14 protein-coding genes are annotated in these 16,295 nt (G+C 67.8%); 13 read left to right on the plus strand and 1 reads right to left on the minus strand.

From position 1 onward, the window contains the following. Positions 1-254 precede the first annotated feature (254 nt). Together arsJ and F787_RS0109190 are read left to right on the plus strand one after the other, a co-directional pair. Complete coding sequence (arsJ, locus tag F787_RS0109185; RefSeq protein ID WP_028491973.1) at positions 255-1,490, plus strand: organoarsenical effux MFS transporter ArsJ; 1,236 nt, start codon at positions 255-257, stop codon at positions 1,488-1,490. Between the two features lie 90 nt (positions 1,491-1,580). Next, on the plus strand, positions 1,581-2,747 hold the full coding sequence (locus tag F787_RS0109190) for a GGDEF domain-containing protein (protein ID WP_028491974.1): 1,167 nt from the start codon (positions 1,581-1,583) through the stop codon (positions 2,745-2,747). A gap of 11 nt (positions 2,748-2,758) precedes the next feature. Here the strand turns inward: F787_RS0109190 and F787_RS0109195 are convergent, their stop codons facing one another. Further along, positions 2,759-3,646, minus strand: a complete 888-nt coding sequence (locus F787_RS0109195) for a LysR family transcriptional regulator (protein WP_019570810.1) — start codon at positions 3,644-3,646, stop codon at positions 2,759-2,761. A gap of 296 nt (positions 3,647-3,942) precedes the next feature. Here F787_RS0109195 and leuC point away from each other — a divergent pair, with 296 nt between their 5' ends. The 11 genes from leuC (at position 3,943) to accD (ending at position 16,291) form a co-directional block, all read left to right on the plus strand. Beyond that, complete coding sequence (leuC, locus tag F787_RS0109200) at positions 3,943-5,352, plus strand: 3-isopropylmalate dehydratase large subunit (RefSeq protein WP_028491975.1); 1,410 nt, start codon at positions 3,943-3,945, stop codon at positions 5,350-5,352. Positions 5,353-5,355: 3 nt separating this feature from the next. Further along, the gene (gene leuD, locus F787_RS0109205; protein WP_028491976.1) at positions 5,356-5,994 is read left to right on the plus strand and encodes a 3-isopropylmalate dehydratase small subunit; all 639 of its coding nucleotides are present in this window, start codon (positions 5,356-5,358) and stop codon (positions 5,992-5,994) included. 150 nt (positions 5,995-6,144) lie between these two features. Then, on the plus strand, positions 6,145-7,221 hold the full coding sequence (gene leuB / locus F787_RS0109210; RefSeq protein WP_196801927.1) for a 3-isopropylmalate dehydrogenase: 1,077 nt from the start codon (positions 6,145-6,147) through the stop codon (positions 7,219-7,221). A 30-nt stretch (positions 7,222-7,251) separates the two neighbouring features. Then, the gene (locus F787_RS0109215) at positions 7,252-8,277 is read left to right on the plus strand and encodes an aspartate-semialdehyde dehydrogenase (RefSeq protein ID WP_018870826.1); all 1,026 of its coding nucleotides are present in this window, start codon (positions 7,252-7,254) and stop codon (positions 8,275-8,277) included. Positions 8,278-8,432: 155 nt separating this feature from the next. Beyond that, positions 8,433-10,925: a FimV/HubP family polar landmark protein gene (locus tag F787_RS0109220; protein ID WP_028491977.1), complete on the plus strand. Its 2,493-nt coding sequence runs from the start codon at positions 8,433-8,435 to the stop codon at positions 10,923-10,925. 89 nt (positions 10,926-11,014) lie between these two features. Further along, the gene (locus F787_RS0109225) at positions 11,015-11,701 is read left to right on the plus strand and encodes a hypothetical protein (RefSeq protein ID WP_018870828.1); all 687 of its coding nucleotides are present in this window, start codon (positions 11,015-11,017) and stop codon (positions 11,699-11,701) included. A 37-nt stretch (positions 11,702-11,738) separates the two neighbouring features. Continuing rightward, positions 11,739-12,566, plus strand: coding sequence for a tRNA pseudouridine(38-40) synthase TruA (truA, locus tag F787_RS0109230; RefSeq protein WP_028491978.1), 828 nt, complete (start codon positions 11,739-11,741; stop codon positions 12,564-12,566). Between the two features lie 57 nt (positions 12,567-12,623). Continuing rightward, a complete protein-coding gene (locus tag F787_RS0109235) occupies positions 12,624-13,259 on the plus strand; it encodes a phosphoribosylanthranilate isomerase (protein WP_018870830.1) in 636 nt (211 codons plus the stop codon). Next, positions 13,252-14,463, plus strand: a complete 1,212-nt coding sequence (gene trpB / locus F787_RS0109240; RefSeq protein WP_018870831.1) for a tryptophan synthase subunit beta — start codon at positions 13,252-13,254, stop codon at positions 14,461-14,463. Before F787_RS0109235 ends, trpB begins: the two co-directional genes overlap by 8 nt. Then, positions 14,460-15,293, plus strand: coding sequence for a tryptophan synthase subunit alpha (trpA, locus tag F787_RS0109245; protein ID WP_018870832.1), 834 nt, complete (start codon positions 14,460-14,462; stop codon positions 15,291-15,293). The genes trpB and trpA overlap by 4 nt, the downstream gene beginning before the upstream one ends. Before the next feature lie 32 nt (positions 15,294-15,325). Continuing rightward, a complete protein-coding gene (gene accD, locus F787_RS0109250; protein ID WP_019591799.1) occupies positions 15,326-16,291 on the plus strand; it encodes an acetyl-CoA carboxylase, carboxyltransferase subunit beta in 966 nt (321 codons plus the stop codon). The last annotated feature ends 4 nt before the right edge of the window (positions 16,292-16,295 follow it).

A 16,295-nucleotide genomic window follows, 5' to 3' on the forward strand; every position in this document is an offset into this window, starting at 1 on the left:
GCGTTGGCACCCCGGGTTTTCCGAGACAAGGCGCGGTGCGCAGCCGGTAGTGGTTCTACCGGCAAGGGCCGCAACGCAGGATCGGGGAACCCGGGGTGCCAACCCCCACAAGTTATTGAATGCAGGGGCTCGGCCGCCCGTTGTTATCGAAAACGGGCGCGCGCACGGCGTTGCGGCTCCCTTGTGCAGAATGACTGCACGGCGGTCACCGCGCCTTGTCCGCACGCAAAAGCGACTCGAGCGCGAGCGTGTACATGAATCAGCGTTTCCCTGGTCCGGATCCTGACGCTTCGCCGGTCCTCGGCGTGGGCGCCTACGCGCGCATCACCGCGAACTACTGGGCGTTCACCATCACCGATGGCGCAATCCGCATGCTGGTCGTGCTGTTCTTCCACCAGCTGGGCTACAGCCCGCTGGAGATCGCCTTCCTGTTCCTGTTCTACGAGCTGTTCGGGGTGGTCACCAATCTGACGGGCGGCTGGCTGGCCGCGCGGCTGGGGGTGAACACCACGATGATCGGCGGGACGCTATTGCAGGTCGCCGCGCTGTTGATGCTCACGGTGCCCGAGGCGTGGCTGGGCGTGGCGTACGTGATGTTCGCGCAGGCCCTGTCGGGGATCGCCAAGGACCTGAACAAGATGAGCGCGAAATCCGGCGTGAAGCTGGTCGCCGGCGACGGCGAAGGGCGTCTGTTTCGCTGGGTCGCGGTGCTCACCGGCTCCAAGAACGCACTGAAGGGGGTCGGTTTCTTCGTCGGTGGGGCGCTGCTGTACTCGGTCGGATTCCAGATGGCGCTGGTGGTCCTGGCCGGGATGCTCGCCGTGGTGATGCTGTTCTCGGTGGTCGGGCTGCCGCGTGGCCTTGGCAAGGTCGGCGGCAAGCCGAAGTTCACCCGGATGTTCTCGAACTCCACCGCGATCAACGTGCTCTCGGCCGCGCGCTTTTTCCTGTTTGGCGCGCGCGATGTCTGGTTCGTGGTCGCGCTGCCGGTGTTCCTGAGCGCGACCCTGGACTGGAACCACATGCAGGTGGGGGCGTTTCTGGCGCTGTGGGTGATCGGCTACGGCATCGTGCAGGCCTCGGTGCCGCGCCTGCTGGGCCGGGGCGGGGTGCATCCGACCGGGCTGACCGCGCGTCTGTGGGCGTTCGTTCTGATGCTGCTGCCGCTGGCCATCGTGATCGGCCTGGAGGCCGGCCTGGACCCGGCCTGGGTGCTGATGATCGGGCTGGGCGTGTTCGGCGTGGTGTTCGCCATCAACTCGGCCGTGCACTCCTTCCTGATCCTCGACTACGCCGAGTCCGACCGCGTGGCGATGAAGGTCGGCTTCTACTACATGGCTAACGCCGGTGGCCGCCTGGTCGGCACGCTGGCCTCTGGCGCGATCTTCATGCTCTGGGGGCTGGAGGGGGCGTTGGTGGCTTCCACGCTGTTTGTCTTTGCCGCCTGGATGATCTCCTCGGCGCTGCCGCGCGAGGCCCTGCACGCCTGAGCGAACTCCCGTGCCGAGCACGGAATGCTCTGGTGCACTCACACCTCTTGTGGGATCCTGCACTGTCAATATCCATTCGGAGGGGAAGCGGTGGGCGATCGTCCCAGCTATATGCCGTATGGCGGCCTCCCGGTGTCGCTGCCGCGCCCTTCCTCGTGGACGGCCGAGTTCCCGGACCGGGAGCTGGAAGGGCGGTTTCGCAGCGAGCGTTCGCGCGGGATGCGGGGGACGTTCCTGGTAGTCCTCGTGCTGATACTGGCCATGCTGGGGGCGCTGGTTCCGCTGGATCTGGCGCGTCTGGAGGCCGAATGGCTTTCGCTTGCGCTGGGGCTGCGAGGGATCTTCGCGGTGATGCTCGTGGCGGCGGCGGTGAGTGTCTGGCGCTGGCCGGAACGCCTGCTCACCGCTGCCCCGCTGACCGGCATCGGCGTGACGCTTCTGACCCTCGCGCTGACCTTTGTCTATGGACTGGAACACTCGAATCCGGCGCTGGACGTCAGCCAGTTCGCGTTTGTCGGGGTGGTGTTCGTGCTGCTGCTGCCGAACACCGGCCGCTGGCGCTGGGGTCTCACCGCGGTGCTGTTGCTCGCCACCTGGGGCGTGGTGCTTGGCAGTGCTGCCGGCGCCGAGGAAGCGGAGGCCCGACTGGCGGGGCTGTTTGTCTCCTTCGTGCTGCTTGCGCTGCTGGCCATCGCGCATCGCGAGGATACATTGCGCCACTGGCAGTTTGCGGCCATGGACCGGCTGGTGCGGATGTCCACCACGGATCCGCTGACCGGCGTGGCCAACCGGCGCGGATTCTTCGATGCCGCCGAGGCGGCCCGCCATCGCACGCGTCTGGAGGAGGAGCCGCTGACGGTCGTGCTGCTGGATCTCGACCACTTCAAGGGTGTGAACGATCGCCACGGTCATGCCGTCGGTGACGAGGTCCTGCGTCGGACGGCGCGGGTGCTGGGCGATGCCCTGAAGCCCGGCGAGACCCTGGCCCGACTGGGCGGGGAGGAGTTCGGGGTGCTGCTGCCCGGCGTGCCGCTGGAACGGGCGGAGAAGCGCGCGCAGGGCCTGCGTTCCGAGGTCGAGGCCCTTTGCGTACAGAGCGGGAATGCGGTGGTGCGCATGACCGCGAGCGTGGGGGTGGCCGCCTGGATGCCGGAGGAATCGATCGATGCCGTTCTGGCCCGGGCGGACCTGGGTATGTACGAAGCCAAGGCCGAAGGGCGCAACTGTGTGCGCGTGCAGGCCGACGACGCCGCCTGAGCGGCGAGAATTCAGGTCTGCGCCGCGCCTTCCAGTTCCTCGATGACGGCCTGCAGGGCACGCGAGCGGTAGCGAGCGGCGTGGCGTACCCAGCCGAGGGAACGGACAACCGGGGGCCCCGGCCAGTCGAGCACCGCGAGATCGTCGGTGGCCATGTCGCGTGGCAGGAAGCCGATGCCGAGACCCGCGGCGATCATCATGCGGATCACCTCCAGATAGGGACTCTCCTGGGCGGCGGCCGGGCGCAGCTCCGTCGCGGCCAGGGCCTGTTCGATCCGCCGACGGGTGGTGGAATCCGCCGGGGGAAGGATGGCCGGCCAGTCCCGCAGGCGCGTGAGGGTGTCGCCGGGCGCTCGGACAGCCTGCGTGCGGGCGATCATGGGCACCAGTTCGTCGGTCCACACGGTCCGGGCCTCGATTCCGTCGGGCAGCGACTCGGGCAGCGTGGCGAGGGCCAGATCGGCGTCGCCGTGCAGCACGGCCTGGATACCCGCCTCGGAGTCCATGAATGCCAGCTCGAGTTCGAGTTCCGGGTAGCGCCCGCGCAGCGCGGCCAGCGGGTCGGGCAGGCGGTGCAGCGCGATGTGATGGGAGGTGGCCAGGCGGATGCGACCGCGTACCACGGTGTCCAGATCCGCGATCTGCTGCTCGATCGCCCGCAGCCGGGCGAGGATCTCGCGGGCCTCGGGCAGCAGGCGTTCGGCGACTTCGGTGGGGCGCACGCGGCGTCCCTGACGTTCGAACAGGGGGCGTTCCAGGGTGGCCTCGAGTGAGTGGATGCGCTTGCTGATCGCTGGCTGCGTCAGGTGCAGACGTTCGGCTGCCGCGGAGAACGCACCCGTGTCGACCACCGCGACGAAGGCCTGCAGGGACTCAACACTCAGTTGCTCCGGGCGCATGCCTGTCTCTCCGGGGGCCGCGTGCGATAATGGCCGATTCGATGGCGGAATCCGGCTCGTCTGCCGCCGATTGATAACTGTATGGAATGATACGGATAAGAAATCGGATTTGAAAGAATATCGCGGCAGCCGCAGACTGACGATGTGATCGGCATGCCCGCCCGTAGGAGGCCAGCCCTCTGGCCGATTTGCCCCAACGTCGAATCGGCCAGAGGGCTGGCCTCCTACAGGGGGCTTTGGCGGCCGCTCACCGAAAATATGGCAGGAACATCGCGGCGCGGCCGGGGGAGTGAGGAATGGCAGGCAAGACCCTGTACGACAAGTTGTGGGAGGCACATGTGGTGCGCGAAGAGCCGGACGGTTCGACGCTGCTCTACATCGATCGCCACCTGGTGCACGAGGTGACCAGTCCGCAGGCCTTCGAGGGGCTGCGTCTGGCCGGGCGCACGCCGTGGCGCGGGGATTCCGTGCTGGCGGTGCCGGACCACAACGTGCCCACCACCAATCGGGATGCCGGGATCGAGGATCCGGTCTCGCGCACCCAGGTGGAGACGCTGGAGAGAAACGTTTCCGGCTTCGGGCTGAAGTTCTTTCCGATGGCCGACGTGCGCCAGGGCATCGTGCACGTGATCGGGCCGGAGCAGGGCGCGACCCTGCCGGGCATGACCGTGGTCTGCGGCGATTCGCACACCTCCACCCACGGCGCGCTGGGCGCGCTGGCCTTCGGCATCGGCACCTCCGAGGTGGAACACGTGCTGGCCACCCAGTGCCTGTGGCAGAAAAAGACGAAGGCCATGCAGATCCGCGTGGAGGGCGAGCTGCGCCCGGGCGTGACCGCCAAGGATATCGTGCTGGCGATCATCGGCCGTATCGGCACCGCGGGCGGTACCGGCTATGCGATCGAGTTTGCCGGATCGGCGATCCGCAGCCTGTCGGTCGAGGGCCGTATGAGCATCTGCAACATGTCCATCGAGGCCGGGGCCCGCGCGGGCATGGTGGCGGTGGACGAGAAGACCATCGAGTACGTGCGTAACAAGCCGCAGGCGCCCACCGGCGAGATGTTCGAACGCGCCGCCGAGTACTGGCGTACGCTGGTTTCCGACCCGGATGCCGAGTTCGACGCGGTCGTGGAGCTCGATGCCGCAGAGATTGCCCCGCAGGTGAGCTGGGGCACCTCGCCGGAGATGGTCGCGCCGATCGACGGTCGCGTGCCGGACCCGGCGGCCGAGTCCGATGCGGTGCGCGCCGAGGGCATGCAGCGCGCCCTGGAATACATGGACCTGAAGCCGAACACGCCGATGACGGAGATTCGTCCGGACAAGGTGTTCATCGGTTCCTGCACCAACTCGCGGATCGAGGATCTGCGCGCCGCCGCCGAGGTGGTCAGGGGTCGCAGGAAGGCCGACAACATCAAGCTGGCGATGGTGGTGCCGGGCTCCGGGCTGGTGAAGCAGCAGGCGGAGCAGGAAGGGCTGGACCGGATCTTCCTGGATGCCGGATTCGAGTGGCGCGAGCCGGGCTGCTCGATGTGCCTGGCGATGAACGCCGACCGGCTGGAGCCGGGCGAGCGCTGCGCCTCCACCTCGAACCGCAACTTCGAGGGCCGCCAGGGGCAGGGCGGGCGTACCCACCTGGTCAGCCCCGCGCTGGCGGCCGCGGCGGCCGTGGCCGGGCATTTCATCGAACCGTCGAAGCTGGAGGGCTGAGCGATGCAGGCCTTTACCGTTTACCGCGGGATCGTCGCGCCGCTGGATCGCTCCAATGTCGATACCGACGCGATCATCCCCAAGCAGTACCTGAAGTCGGTGAAGCGCACCGGCTTCGGCCCCAACGCGTTCGACGACTGGCGCTACCTGGACCCGGGCGAGCCGGGCATGGACCACTCGCAGCGCCGGCCGAACCCCGACTTCGTGCTCAACCGGCCACCGTATGACCAGGCGACCATCCTGCTGGCGCGCAAGAACTTCGGCTGCGGCTCCTCGCGCGAGCACGCGGTGTGGGCGCTGACCGATTTCGGCTTTCGCGCGGTGATCGCGCCGTCGTTCGCCGACATCTTCTTCTCCAACAGCTGCAAGAACGGGCTGCTGCCGGTGGTGCTGGCCGAGGACGAGGTGCAGAACCTGTTCGAGCAGGTGGAGGCGAATCCGGGCGCGCAGGTCGAGGTCAACCTGGAAGAGATGACCGTAACGGCGCCGGACGGTACGGTGTTTCGTTTCACGCTCGACGAGGACCGGCGCCACCGCCTGCTGAACGGGCTGGACGATATCGCCCTGACGTTGCAGTACGCCGATGACATCCGCGCCTATGAAGAACACCTGCGGCAGGAACGCCCGTGGATGGTGGAATAACGGTCGGATCGACCGGGCGCCAGGACGGGGTTACCCCCGTAGGAGGCCAGCCCTCTGGCCGATGGAGCCTGTCCTGGCGCCCAATCGGCCAGAGGGCTGGCCTCCTACGGGTGGAAAAAATTTGATGGATCTGATGGTTAGGAGAGGTTTGTGAGCCGAATTCTGGTATTGCCCGGTGACGGGATCGGGCCCGAGATTGTGGCCGAGGCGCTGAAAGTGCTGGAACGCGTCGCCGAGATCGGCGGCCTCGAACTGGAGATCGAACAGGGTCTGATCGGGGGCGCCGCGCATGATGCGGCGGGCCACCCCTATCCCGAGGCGACGCGGGAGCAGGCGCGCCGCGCCGATGCGATCCTGCTCGGTGCGGTCGGCGGCCCGCAGTACGAATCCCTGGAACGTGACCTGCGCCCCGAGCGCGGCCTGCTGGGGATCCGTTCCGATCTCGAGCTGTTCGCCAATCTGCGCCCGGCGATCCTCTACCCGCAGCTGGCTTCGGCCTCCACCCTCAAGCCCGAGGTGGTGAGCGGGCTGGATCTGCTGATCGTGCGCGAACTGACCGGCGGGATCTATTTCAGCCAGCCGCGCGGAATCGAGCAGCGTGACGGCGAACGCTACGGCTTCAATACCGCCGGCTACAGCGAGTCCGAGATCGAGCGCATCGCGCGGGTCGGCTTCGAGGCCGCGATGAAACGCAACAAGCGCCTGTGCTCGGTGGACAAGGCCAACGTGCTGGAGGTCTCCGAGTTGTGGCGCGAGGTGGTCGAGCGCGTCGGGCAGGAGTTCCCCGAGGTCGAGCTGTCGCACATGTACGTGGACAACGCGGCCATGCAGCTGGTGCGCGATCCGAAGCAGTTCGACGTGATGGTGACCAGTAACATGTTCGGTGACATCCTGTCGGATGCGGCCGCGATGCTGACCGGCTCCATCGGCATGCTGCCGTCCGCCTCGCTGAACAGCGAGGGCGTGGGTCTGTACGAACCGATCCATGGCTCCGCGCCGGACATTGCCGGGCAGGGCAAGGCCAATCCGATGGCGACGGTGCTGTCGATTGCCATGATGCTGCGGCACAGCCTGAACCGGAACGATCTTGCGGAACGCCTGGAAGCCGCGGTGGGCCGGGTGCTCGATCAGGGCCTGCGCACCCCGGACATCCATGGCGACGGCATGCAGCTGGTATCGACCCAGGGCATGGGCGATGCGCTGGTGGCTGCGCTGGACGACGCCTGACACCCTTTCTCAACGTTACAGGACTCCGACATGAGTGATCGCAAGTTCAACGTGGCCGTCGTCGGCGCCACCGGTGCCGTCGGCGAGACCCTGCTCTCCATCCTGGCCGAGCGTGACCTGCCGCTGGACCGTGTGCATGCCCTGGCCAGTGAACGCTCGGCCGGCAGCACCGTCTCCTACGGGAACCGCGAACTGATCGTGGAAGACCTCGCGCAGTTCGATTTCTCGCAGGTGGATATCGGGCTGTTCTCGCCGGGAGCATCGGTGTCGAAGGAATACGCGCCGAAGGCGGCCGCGGCCGGATGCGTGGTGATCGACAACACCTCGCAGTTCCGTTATGACCCCGAGATCCCGCTGGTGATCCCGGAGGTCAATCCGGATGCGGTGGGCGACTACGAGCGCCACGGGATCATCGCCAATCCCAACTGCTCCACCATCCAGATGCTGGTCGCGCTCAAGCCGCTGCACGACGCGGTCGGCGTGGAACGCGTGAACGTGGCCACCTATCAGGCGGTTTCCGGTACCGGCAAGGACGCGATCGAGGAGCTGGCCCACCAGACTGCGGCCCTGCTGAACGGTCGCCCGGTGGAATGCAGCGTCTACCCCAAGCAGATCGCGTTCAACGCGCTGCCGCATATCGATGTCTTCCAGGATAACGGCTACACCAAGGAAGAAATGAAGATGGTCTGGGAGACCCGCAAGATCATGGGCGACGAGTCCATCCAGATGAACCCCACGGCGGTGCGCATCCCGGTGTTCTACGGGCATTCCGAAGCGCTGCACATCGAAACCCGCGAGAAGATCTCGGCCGAACGCGCGCGCGAATTGCTGGCGGCCGCACCGGGCATCGAGGTGCTGGATCGCCACGAGGACGGAGGGTACCCGACCGCCGTGACCGAAAGCAGTGGCACCGATGCGGTTTACGTCGGCCGTATCCGCGAGGACATCTCGCATCCCCGCGGGCTGGATATGTGGGTGGTCTCCGATAATGTGCGCAAGGGCGCAGCCTTGAACACGATCCAGATCGCCGAGGTTTTGATCCGCGATTACCTGTGATTAAATCCCACAATATGCCGGGGATCTGGTAGCCTCATTGTTCAAGGGGCCGGGCAACAGCCCGTGTCGGCAGAGACACGGGCGGCCCCGGACAGCAACCACGCACACACAGGGGGACGTTCGTGCGCAAGTTACTATTCGGGCTAATCATTCTTTTGCTGGTCGCGCCGGCCTCTTCCAGCTCCGTGGGGCTGGGCGATCCCCAGATCCAGTCCACGTTGAACCAGGCGCTGGATGTCCGGGTGGCGCTGCGCGGAGGCGCGGCGACCGATGAATCGCTGCAGGTGCGTCAGGCCTCCGAAGAGCGGTACCGCCGTGCGGGACTGGACCGGGGCCGCGTGCCGGGGGACCTGCGGGTTGAACTCCGTGGCGAGGGGCAGGATCGCGAAGTCGTCCTGCGCACCCGCGAGCCCGTGCGCGAGCCCTACATCGGGGTCCTTCTCGAAGCCCGCTGGGACGGGGGGCGCAGTTACCGTGAAATCAACCTGCTGCTGGATCCTCCGGGCACGCTTCCGGATGATCGTGCGGCGGCACGCACCACCGCGGCCGCGCCCGATGATGACCGCGCGGCCCCGCAGGATACCTATCGCGTACGCTCCGGTGACACGCTGTATGCGATCGTGCAGCGGGCAGGGCTGAGCGGGGTCAGCAACGAGCAGGCCATGCTTGCGTTCCTGCGGGAAAATCCCGATGCCTTTATCGATGGCAACGTCAATGCACTGCGTGCCGACGCGGAACTGCGCACGCCGGACCGTGCGACGCTGGAAGCGGTCGACGCCGCCGGGGCGCGTGAAGAAATCCAGCGTCAGACCGAAGCCTGGCAGGCGCGTACGCGTCCCGAACCGGAGCCCGAGCCCGAGGTTACCGAAGAAGAAGTGACCGAGGACACGGATCCGGACGTGGCCGAGGAAGCCGTCGAGGAAGAGGCCAGGGACGAGCCCGAGGAAGATCCCGAAGAAGTCCGTGAAGAGGAAGCCGAACGCGAAGATGACGAAGCCGTGGCGGCCGAAGACGATGCGGACGCAGTGGATGATCGTCTCGAAATCGTCACCGACGTGCTGCCGGAAGGTGAGGAAGCGGCGCTGATCGCCGAATCGCCCGAAGTCGTTCAGGAGGCCCTGATCTCGCAGCGCGCCGAAATGGACGAAATGCAGGAAGAAATCGCACGCATGCGCGAATCCCTGCAGGATCGCGAACAGGTGGCCGAGATCGCCAGCGAGGAACTGGCCACGCTGGAAGCCCAGCTCGCGGAGCTGCAGGACGAGCGGGCGGAACTGCGGGCGCGCATGGAAGAGGCCGAGGCCGAACGTGACGCTCCGCTGCACCAGCGGATCATGAACGATCCGCTGCTCATGATGATGGCCATCGCTCTGGTGGTGCTGCTGGTGCTGGTTCTGCTGGCATTTGCCCGCGGCGGTCGTGGTGGCGGCCCGGGTGGCCCGGGTGGCCCGGGTGGCGACCGCAATGCCCGGGTGGACAACTCCGGCGTGAAGGCGACCCCGGATCCGCGCAGCGGTTACGAGGCCCGCGAGGAGGCGTCCGAGCCGTCCGTTTCGGGCGCCGCGGTGGCGGGTGCCACGGGGGTGGCTGCCGGAGGCGCCGTTGCCGCCTCGGCCGGTGGCACCGGTACGGAACCGCAGGACGAGGCCCCGGCCACGCCCGCGCGCCCGGGCGACGGGGACGATGCGGGCATGAGCCAGGCGGAAGAAGCGGTGGGCGAGCCGACCCCGGCTGGTGAAATCGGGGCGTCGGAAACCGGGGGTATGAGCGCCGACGACGTGCTGGCCGAGGTGGATGTCTGCCTTGCCTACGGCATGAACGATCAGGCCGTCGATACCCTGTCCTCGGCCATCGACGACGAGCCCGATAATCTCCAGTACCGCCTGAAGCTGGTGGAAGCCTTCGCGGCTCAGGGGCGCGACTCCGAGATGCGCCAGGCCGCCGCCAGCCTGCGCGAACGCCTGGGTCCGGAAGACGGCGAGATCCGCGAGAAACTCGCGGACCTGGAAGCCGGATCGGGCGACGGTTCTGCGGCCTCGGGTACGCCGTCCGCGGATACCGCAGCCAGCGATTCGGCCGACGAACCCGGGGAGTTTGACCTGTCGGGTTTTGCCGAGGAACAGGAGGCCCCGGGTTCGGGCGAGCCGGCGGCGCCGGAAAAGGCGGCCGGTGAGCTCGATTCCGGTATGGATTTCGAGGCCGATACCGGGCTCGACGAAGAGCTGGCCGCTGCCAGTCAGGGTTCGGAAGCCGGGGATGCGGCGGGGGATCTCGACGACCTCGACAATCTGTCCTTTGATATCGAGGAATCGGATCTGCCCTCTGCCGATGACAGTCAGCCTGCCGGCGGCGATGCCGGCAGCGATGTCCCGTCCATGGATCTGGACGAACTGCTGGGCGACGAAGCCGGCGGCGACGAGCCACCGGTTGCGTCCGCCGAAGCAGACGAACCGGCGGCGCTGGATTCCGCAGCTCCGGCGGCCGAAGGCGAAGACGATAACGAGACCCGGCTGAACCTGGCCCAGGCCTATGCGGACATGGGTGATCAGGAAGGCGCGCAGGATCTGATCGACGAGATCATGGCCTCCGGGTCGGATGAAGAGAAAGAGCGGGCCCGGGCGATCCAGGACCAACTGAAAGACGCCTGACGGGGTGGCCGGTCGGCGGGTTCGCCCGCGGTCCGGACCGTACCGGCGAGAGGGGCCTGCGGGCCCCTTTTCGCGTTGGGGAGGTGGTCATGCAACCGGCGATCGGGGCCCTGGGGGCCGTTCTGCTCTTGTCGGGGGCCGTGCTGACGGCATCCCCGGTGGCTGTCTCCGTGACGGTGCCGGCTCTGCTGCTGGCCCCGGGGCTGCGGGCGTTTCCGTGGGAGCGTGCGTTGCGCATGTGGTGGCGCATGAAGTGGTTCTACCTGTCGCTGGCCCTGTTCTTCGGGCTGTGGCCCGTGGATGGAGGCACCGCGGCGGGGCTGCTGGAGGCAGCTACGCGGATCGTGGCGCTGATGCTGGTGGTGCTGGCCGTGGTCTGGCTGACGGATCGGTACGCGCGCACGGAACTGGTGCCGGCCCTGGGCAGCGTGCTGGGCGGTCGGCGGGGTTCAGCGCTGGGGGCCGGACACTCTTTCGCCCGCCGGCTGTTCCTGGCGCTGGAGGCGTTCGAACGCGACCGGGCCGGAATCGAAGCTCGGCGGGGCCGGCTGTCGGGGGACCGCAGGGCGAGGGTGGATGCGGTGCGTGAATGGCTGGTGCAGCGGCTGGACGCGGCCCTGGATCCGGCCCTGGATCCGGCCGAACGGGAACAGCCCGCTCCGGGCTCCCCGATGGCGGTGCGCGAGGATCGCTGGCGGGGAGTGGAGACCGGCTGGATGGCGCTGGTGGGGATGGTCGCACTGGGGTTGCAGTGGGGCGGTTGGGTGACGGGGTGAACCGGCACCGAGGAAAGACGGGGAGTACGGGCAGCGGATGGGCAAGACAAGGGAACCGGAGGCGGGCTTGCAGCGCTGGGCGGCCGGGGTCGAATACGACGGTACGCCGTGGCTGGGCTGGCAGCGGCAGAAGGACGGGCCCAGCGTGCAGGAGAAACTGGAGAAGGCGCTTGGCTTTGTCGCGGATCACCCGCTGGAACTGACCTGCGCCGGAAGAACCGATGCGGGGGTGCATGCCACGGCTCAGGTGGTGCATTTCGACACCGCGAGCCGGCGTGAGGCGCATGCCTGGATCCTGGGGGGCAACACCAACCTGCCGGATTCGATTGCGATTCGCTGGGCGCAGCCGGTCGCACCGGCGTTCCATGCCCGTTTCGCGGCGCGTTCCCGCCGGTATCGCTACGTGATCGCGAACCGACCCGTGCGGCCGGGTCTGGAGGCGGGCCGCGTGGCCTGGTGGCGGCGGCCGCTGGATGTCGCGCGGATGCAGGAGGCGGCGCGGCATTTTGTCGGCGAGCAGGATTTCACCAGTCTGCGCGCGGCGGCCTGTCAGGCGAAGTCGCCGGTGCGTCGCGTGCACGAAGTGACGGTCCGGCGGCGCGGTGAGTACGTGCTGGTGGACGTGCATGCCAATGCGTTTCTGCATCATATGGTGCGCAACATCGCGGGCGTACTGCTGGCGGTGGGCGACGGCCGCGCGGAGCTGGAGTGGCCCCGTGAGGTGCTGGCGGCGCGGGATCGACGCCAGTCGGGGATCACGGCGCCGGCCGGGGGGCTGTACTTCGTGCAGGTGGAATACCCGCCGGAGTTTGCGCTGCCGGATCAGGAGGCACCGGTTCTGGGACCGGTGCCGGCCAGTGTGTAAGGGTGATCCCGGGCAGGGTATCCGCGGGAATCCGGCGCGTTCTGGTAGGCTTGGCCAATGCGTTATCGGATCAAGATCTGCGGGGTCACGACCCCGGAACAGGCGCGCGCGGCGGCCGAGGCCGGGGCCGATGCCGTGGGCCTGGTGTTTCACCCGGCCAGTCGGCGTTGCGTGGGCGCGGAGCAGGCCGCAGGGATTGCCGCGGCGCTGCCGCCGCTGGTGAGCGCCGTGGGTCTGTTCGTGGATCCGGATCCCCGGCGGGTGGAGGAGGTCCTGGACGTCGTGCCGCTGGACTGCCTGCAGTTTCACGGGAACGAGGAGGCGGCGGACTGTGCGCGGTTCGGCCGGCCGTATCTGAAGGCGGTCGCGATGGCCGGCGATGCGGATCCGCGCCGGGCGATGGACGCGCACCCGCAGGCACGCGGGTTCCTGCTTGACAGCCACGGTGGCGGGCGTACCGGCGGAACCGGTCACCGCTTCGACTGGTCGCGGATTCCGGCCGATCTGCCACGGCCGTGGCTGCTGGCCGGCGGTCTGGATCCCGAGTCGGTACAGACGGCATTGAACGTAACGCGGCCCTGGGGGGTCGACGTGAGTTCCGGGGTGGAGTCCGCACCCGGGATCAAGGAACCGGAACGCATGCGCGCCTTCGTGCGCGCGGTGCGACGCAACGAGGTGACACTGAATGAGTGAAGCGATCGACTGGGGGGCGTTCCCGGATGCCCGCGGGCATTTCGGCGTGTATGGCGGGCGGTTCGTGTCGGAGACCCTGATGGGGGCGCTGGACGAACTGCAGGGCGTGTACGAACGTTACATGAAGGACCCGGCATTTCTGGCCGAGCTGGATCGCGATCTGCGGCAGTTCGTGGGGCGGCCGAATCCGCTCTATCACGCGGAGCGGCTGTCGCGCGAGCTGGGCGGCGCGCAGATCTACCTCAAGCGCGAGGATCTCAACCATACCGGCGCGCACAAGGTGAACAACACCATCGGCCAGGCACTGCTGGCGCGGCATCTCGGCAAGAAGCGCATCATCGCCGAGACCGGGGCCGGGCAGCACGGCGTGGCCACCGCCACCGTCGCGGCTCGCCTGGGCCTGGAGTGCGTAATCTACATGGGCGAGGAAGATACCCGCCGCCAGGCCCCCAACGTCTATCGCATGCGCCTGCTGGGCGCGGAGGTGGTGCCGGTGACCTCCGGGACCCGCACCCTGAAGGATGCCCTCAACGAGGCGATGCGCGACTGGGTCACCAACGTCGACGACACCTTCTACATCATCGGCACGGTCGCCGGTCCGCACCCGTATCCGGCGATGGTCCGCGACTTCCAGGCGGTGATCGGACGCGAGGCTCGCGAGCAGCACGTGGAAGCGACCGGTCGCCTGCCCGACACTCTGGTGGCCTGCGTGGGTGGCGGTTCCAATGCCATCGGACTGTTCCATCCGTTTCTTGCGGATGAGTCCGTGGAGATGGTCGGCGTGGAAGCCGGCGGCGAGGGCGTGGATACCGGGCGCCATTCCGCGCCGCTGGGCGCCGGGCGCCCCGGCGTGCTGCACGGCAACCGCACCTACCTGATGGAAGACGACAACGGCCAGATCATCGGCACGCACTCCATCTCGGCCGGGCTGGACTACCCCGGCGTGGGGCCGGAGCATGCGTGGCTGAAGGACATCGGCCGGGCGAGCTACGTGTCGGTGACCGACGATCAGGCCCTGGCCGGCTTCCATCGACTGACCCGCACCGAGGGCATCATCCCGGCGCTGGAAACCAGCCATGCGATCGCGCACGTGCTCGATCTGGCGCCCACCATGCGCCCGGACCAGAGCATCATCGTCAACCTGTCCGGCCGTGGCGACAAGGATCTCGCCACCGTGGCCGACCGCGAGGGGATTACGCTGTGAGCCGCATCCAGCAACGCTTCGAACAATGCCGTGGGGCCGGGCGTGCGGCCCTGGTGCCCTATATCACCGCCGGCGACCCGGAACCGGGCGCCACGGTCGACCTGATGCATGCGCTGGTGGAGGCCGGCGCGGACCTGGTCGAACTCGGGGTCCCGTTTTCCGACCCGATGGCCGACGGGCCGGTGATCCAGCGCGCGCACGAGCGGGCCCTGCAGCATGGCACCGGGCTGCGCGACGTGCTGGAGATGGTGCGTCAGTTCCGCGAACGCGACGCGGATACCCCGGTGGTGCTGATGGGCTATCTGAACCCGGTCGAGCGCATGGGTTTCGAGACCTTCGCCACCGAGGCCGCGGCGGCCGGGCTGGACGGTCTGCTGACGGTGGACCTGCCGCCGGAGGAATGCGACGAGGTGACCGGGCTGCTCGACCGGGCGGGGATCGATCCGATCTTCCTGGTGGCCCCGACAACCTCCAGCGAACGGATCGGTCACCTGGCGCGTGCGGCACGCGGGTTCGTTTACTACGTTTCGCTCAAGGGCGTGACCGGTTCGCAGAGTCTGGACCCCTCGGCACTGAATGAACGTCTCGACGCGATCCGCCAATACACCGATCTGCCCCTGGGCGTAGGCTTCGGGATCCGCGATGCGGAATCCGCGGCGGCCGTGGCGCGGGTGGCCGACGCGGTAGTGGTTGGCAGTGCGCTGGTCAGTCTGGCGGAGGCCCATCCGGGGGATTCGGCGGGCTTCATCCGGGCGGCGGCGGACAAACTCGGTGAGATGCGTCGCGCGATGGATGCGGCACGCTCCACGAGTGCCGCCGGCTCGGTGTAGAATGCGCGTTTTGCGTCCGTGACGGAGTCGGCATGAGCTGGTTCGAAAAGTTGATGCCCTCGCGCATCCGCACCGACAACGCGAACAAGCGCGGGGTCCCGGAAGGTCTGTGGGTGCGTTGCGAAGGCTGTGACGCCACGCTCTACCGCCCCGAGGTGGAGCGCAATCTGGATGTCTGCCCCAAGTGCGGGCATCACCGGCGCATGCACGCGCGGCGGCGTCTGGAGACCTTCCTCGACGAACAGGGACGCGAGGAGATTGCGGAAAACATCGAATCCTCGGATGTCCTCAAGTTCCGCGATTCCAAGAAATACAAGGACCGCCTCGCAGCCGCGCAGAAATCCACCGGTGAGCGCGACGCCCTGGTGGTGATGGAAGGGCAGCTGCTGGGCCGGCCACTGGTGGCCTCGGCCTTCGATTTTCGTTTCATGGGCGGCTCCATGGGCTCGGCGGTCGGCGAGCGCTTCGTGCGCGGTGCGGATCGGGCGCTGGAGAAACAGATCCCGCTGGTCTGCTTCAGCGCTTCGGGCGGAGCGCGCATGCAGGAGGCGCTGTTCTCGCTGCTGCAGATGGCCAAGACCAGCGCGGTACTGGCGCGCCTGCGCGAGGAGCGCATCCCGTTCGTCTCGGTGATGACCGATCCCACCATGGGCGGGGTTTCGGCCAGTCTGGCCATGCTGGGCGATGTCAACGCGGCGGAACCTCAGGCGCTGATCGGTTTTGCCGGCCCGCGGGTGATCGAGCAGACGGTGCGCGAGACCCTGCCGGAGGGCTTTCAGCGCTCGGAATTCCTGCTGGATCACGGCGCTATCGACATGATTGTCGACCGTCGCGAGATGCGCACCCGCATGGCGTCCATCCTGGGCATGATGATGCACGCGCCGGCCCCGGGCGAGGATCCCGAGCCCGGAAGCCGCGAAGCCCATTCCGGTTCCGTGGACACGGCCGTGCCGGCCACCGCGGGAGCGGACGAAAGCCGCGGCCGGCCGGCCGACTGAGGCC

It is taken from the genome of Thioalkalivibrio sp. ALE19, assembly GCF_000428605.1.
Classification (GTDB): Bacteria; Pseudomonadota; Gammaproteobacteria; order Ectothiorhodospirales; family Ectothiorhodospiraceae; genus Thioalkalivibrio.

Bases quoted from the DNA above. Each gene is read 5' to 3' on its own strand.
- leuC (WP_028491975.1), top strand. From the start codon at position 3,943: ATGGCAGGCAAGACCCTGTACGACAAGTTGTGGGAGGCACATGTGGTG.
- F787_RS0109195 (WP_019570810.1), bottom strand. From the start codon at position 3,646: ATGCGCCCGGAGCAACTGAGTGTTGAGTCCCTGCAGGCCTTCGTCGCG.
- truA (WP_028491978.1), top strand. From the start codon at position 11,739: ATGGGCAAGACAAGGGAACCGGAGGCGGGCTTGCAGCGCTGGGCGGCC.
- F787_RS0109225 (WP_018870828.1), top strand. From the start codon at position 11,015: ATGCAACCGGCGATCGGGGCCCTGGGGGCCGTTCTGCTCTTGTCGGGG.
- accD (WP_019591799.1), top strand. From the start codon at position 15,326: ATGAGCTGGTTCGAAAAGTTGATGCCCTCGCGCATCCGCACCGACAAC.
- F787_RS0109235 (WP_018870830.1), top strand. From the start codon at position 12,624: ATGCGTTATCGGATCAAGATCTGCGGGGTCACGACCCCGGAACAGGCG.
- arsJ (WP_028491973.1), top strand. From the start codon at position 255: ATGAATCAGCGTTTCCCTGGTCCGGATCCTGACGCTTCGCCGGTCCTC.
- trpB (WP_018870831.1), top strand. From the start codon at position 13,252: ATGAGTGAAGCGATCGACTGGGGGGCGTTCCCGGATGCCCGCGGGCAT.
- F787_RS0109215 (WP_018870826.1), top strand. From the start codon at position 7,252: ATGAGTGATCGCAAGTTCAACGTGGCCGTCGTCGGCGCCACCGGTGCC.
- leuD (WP_028491976.1), top strand. From the start codon at position 5,356: ATGCAGGCCTTTACCGTTTACCGCGGGATCGTCGCGCCGCTGGATCGC.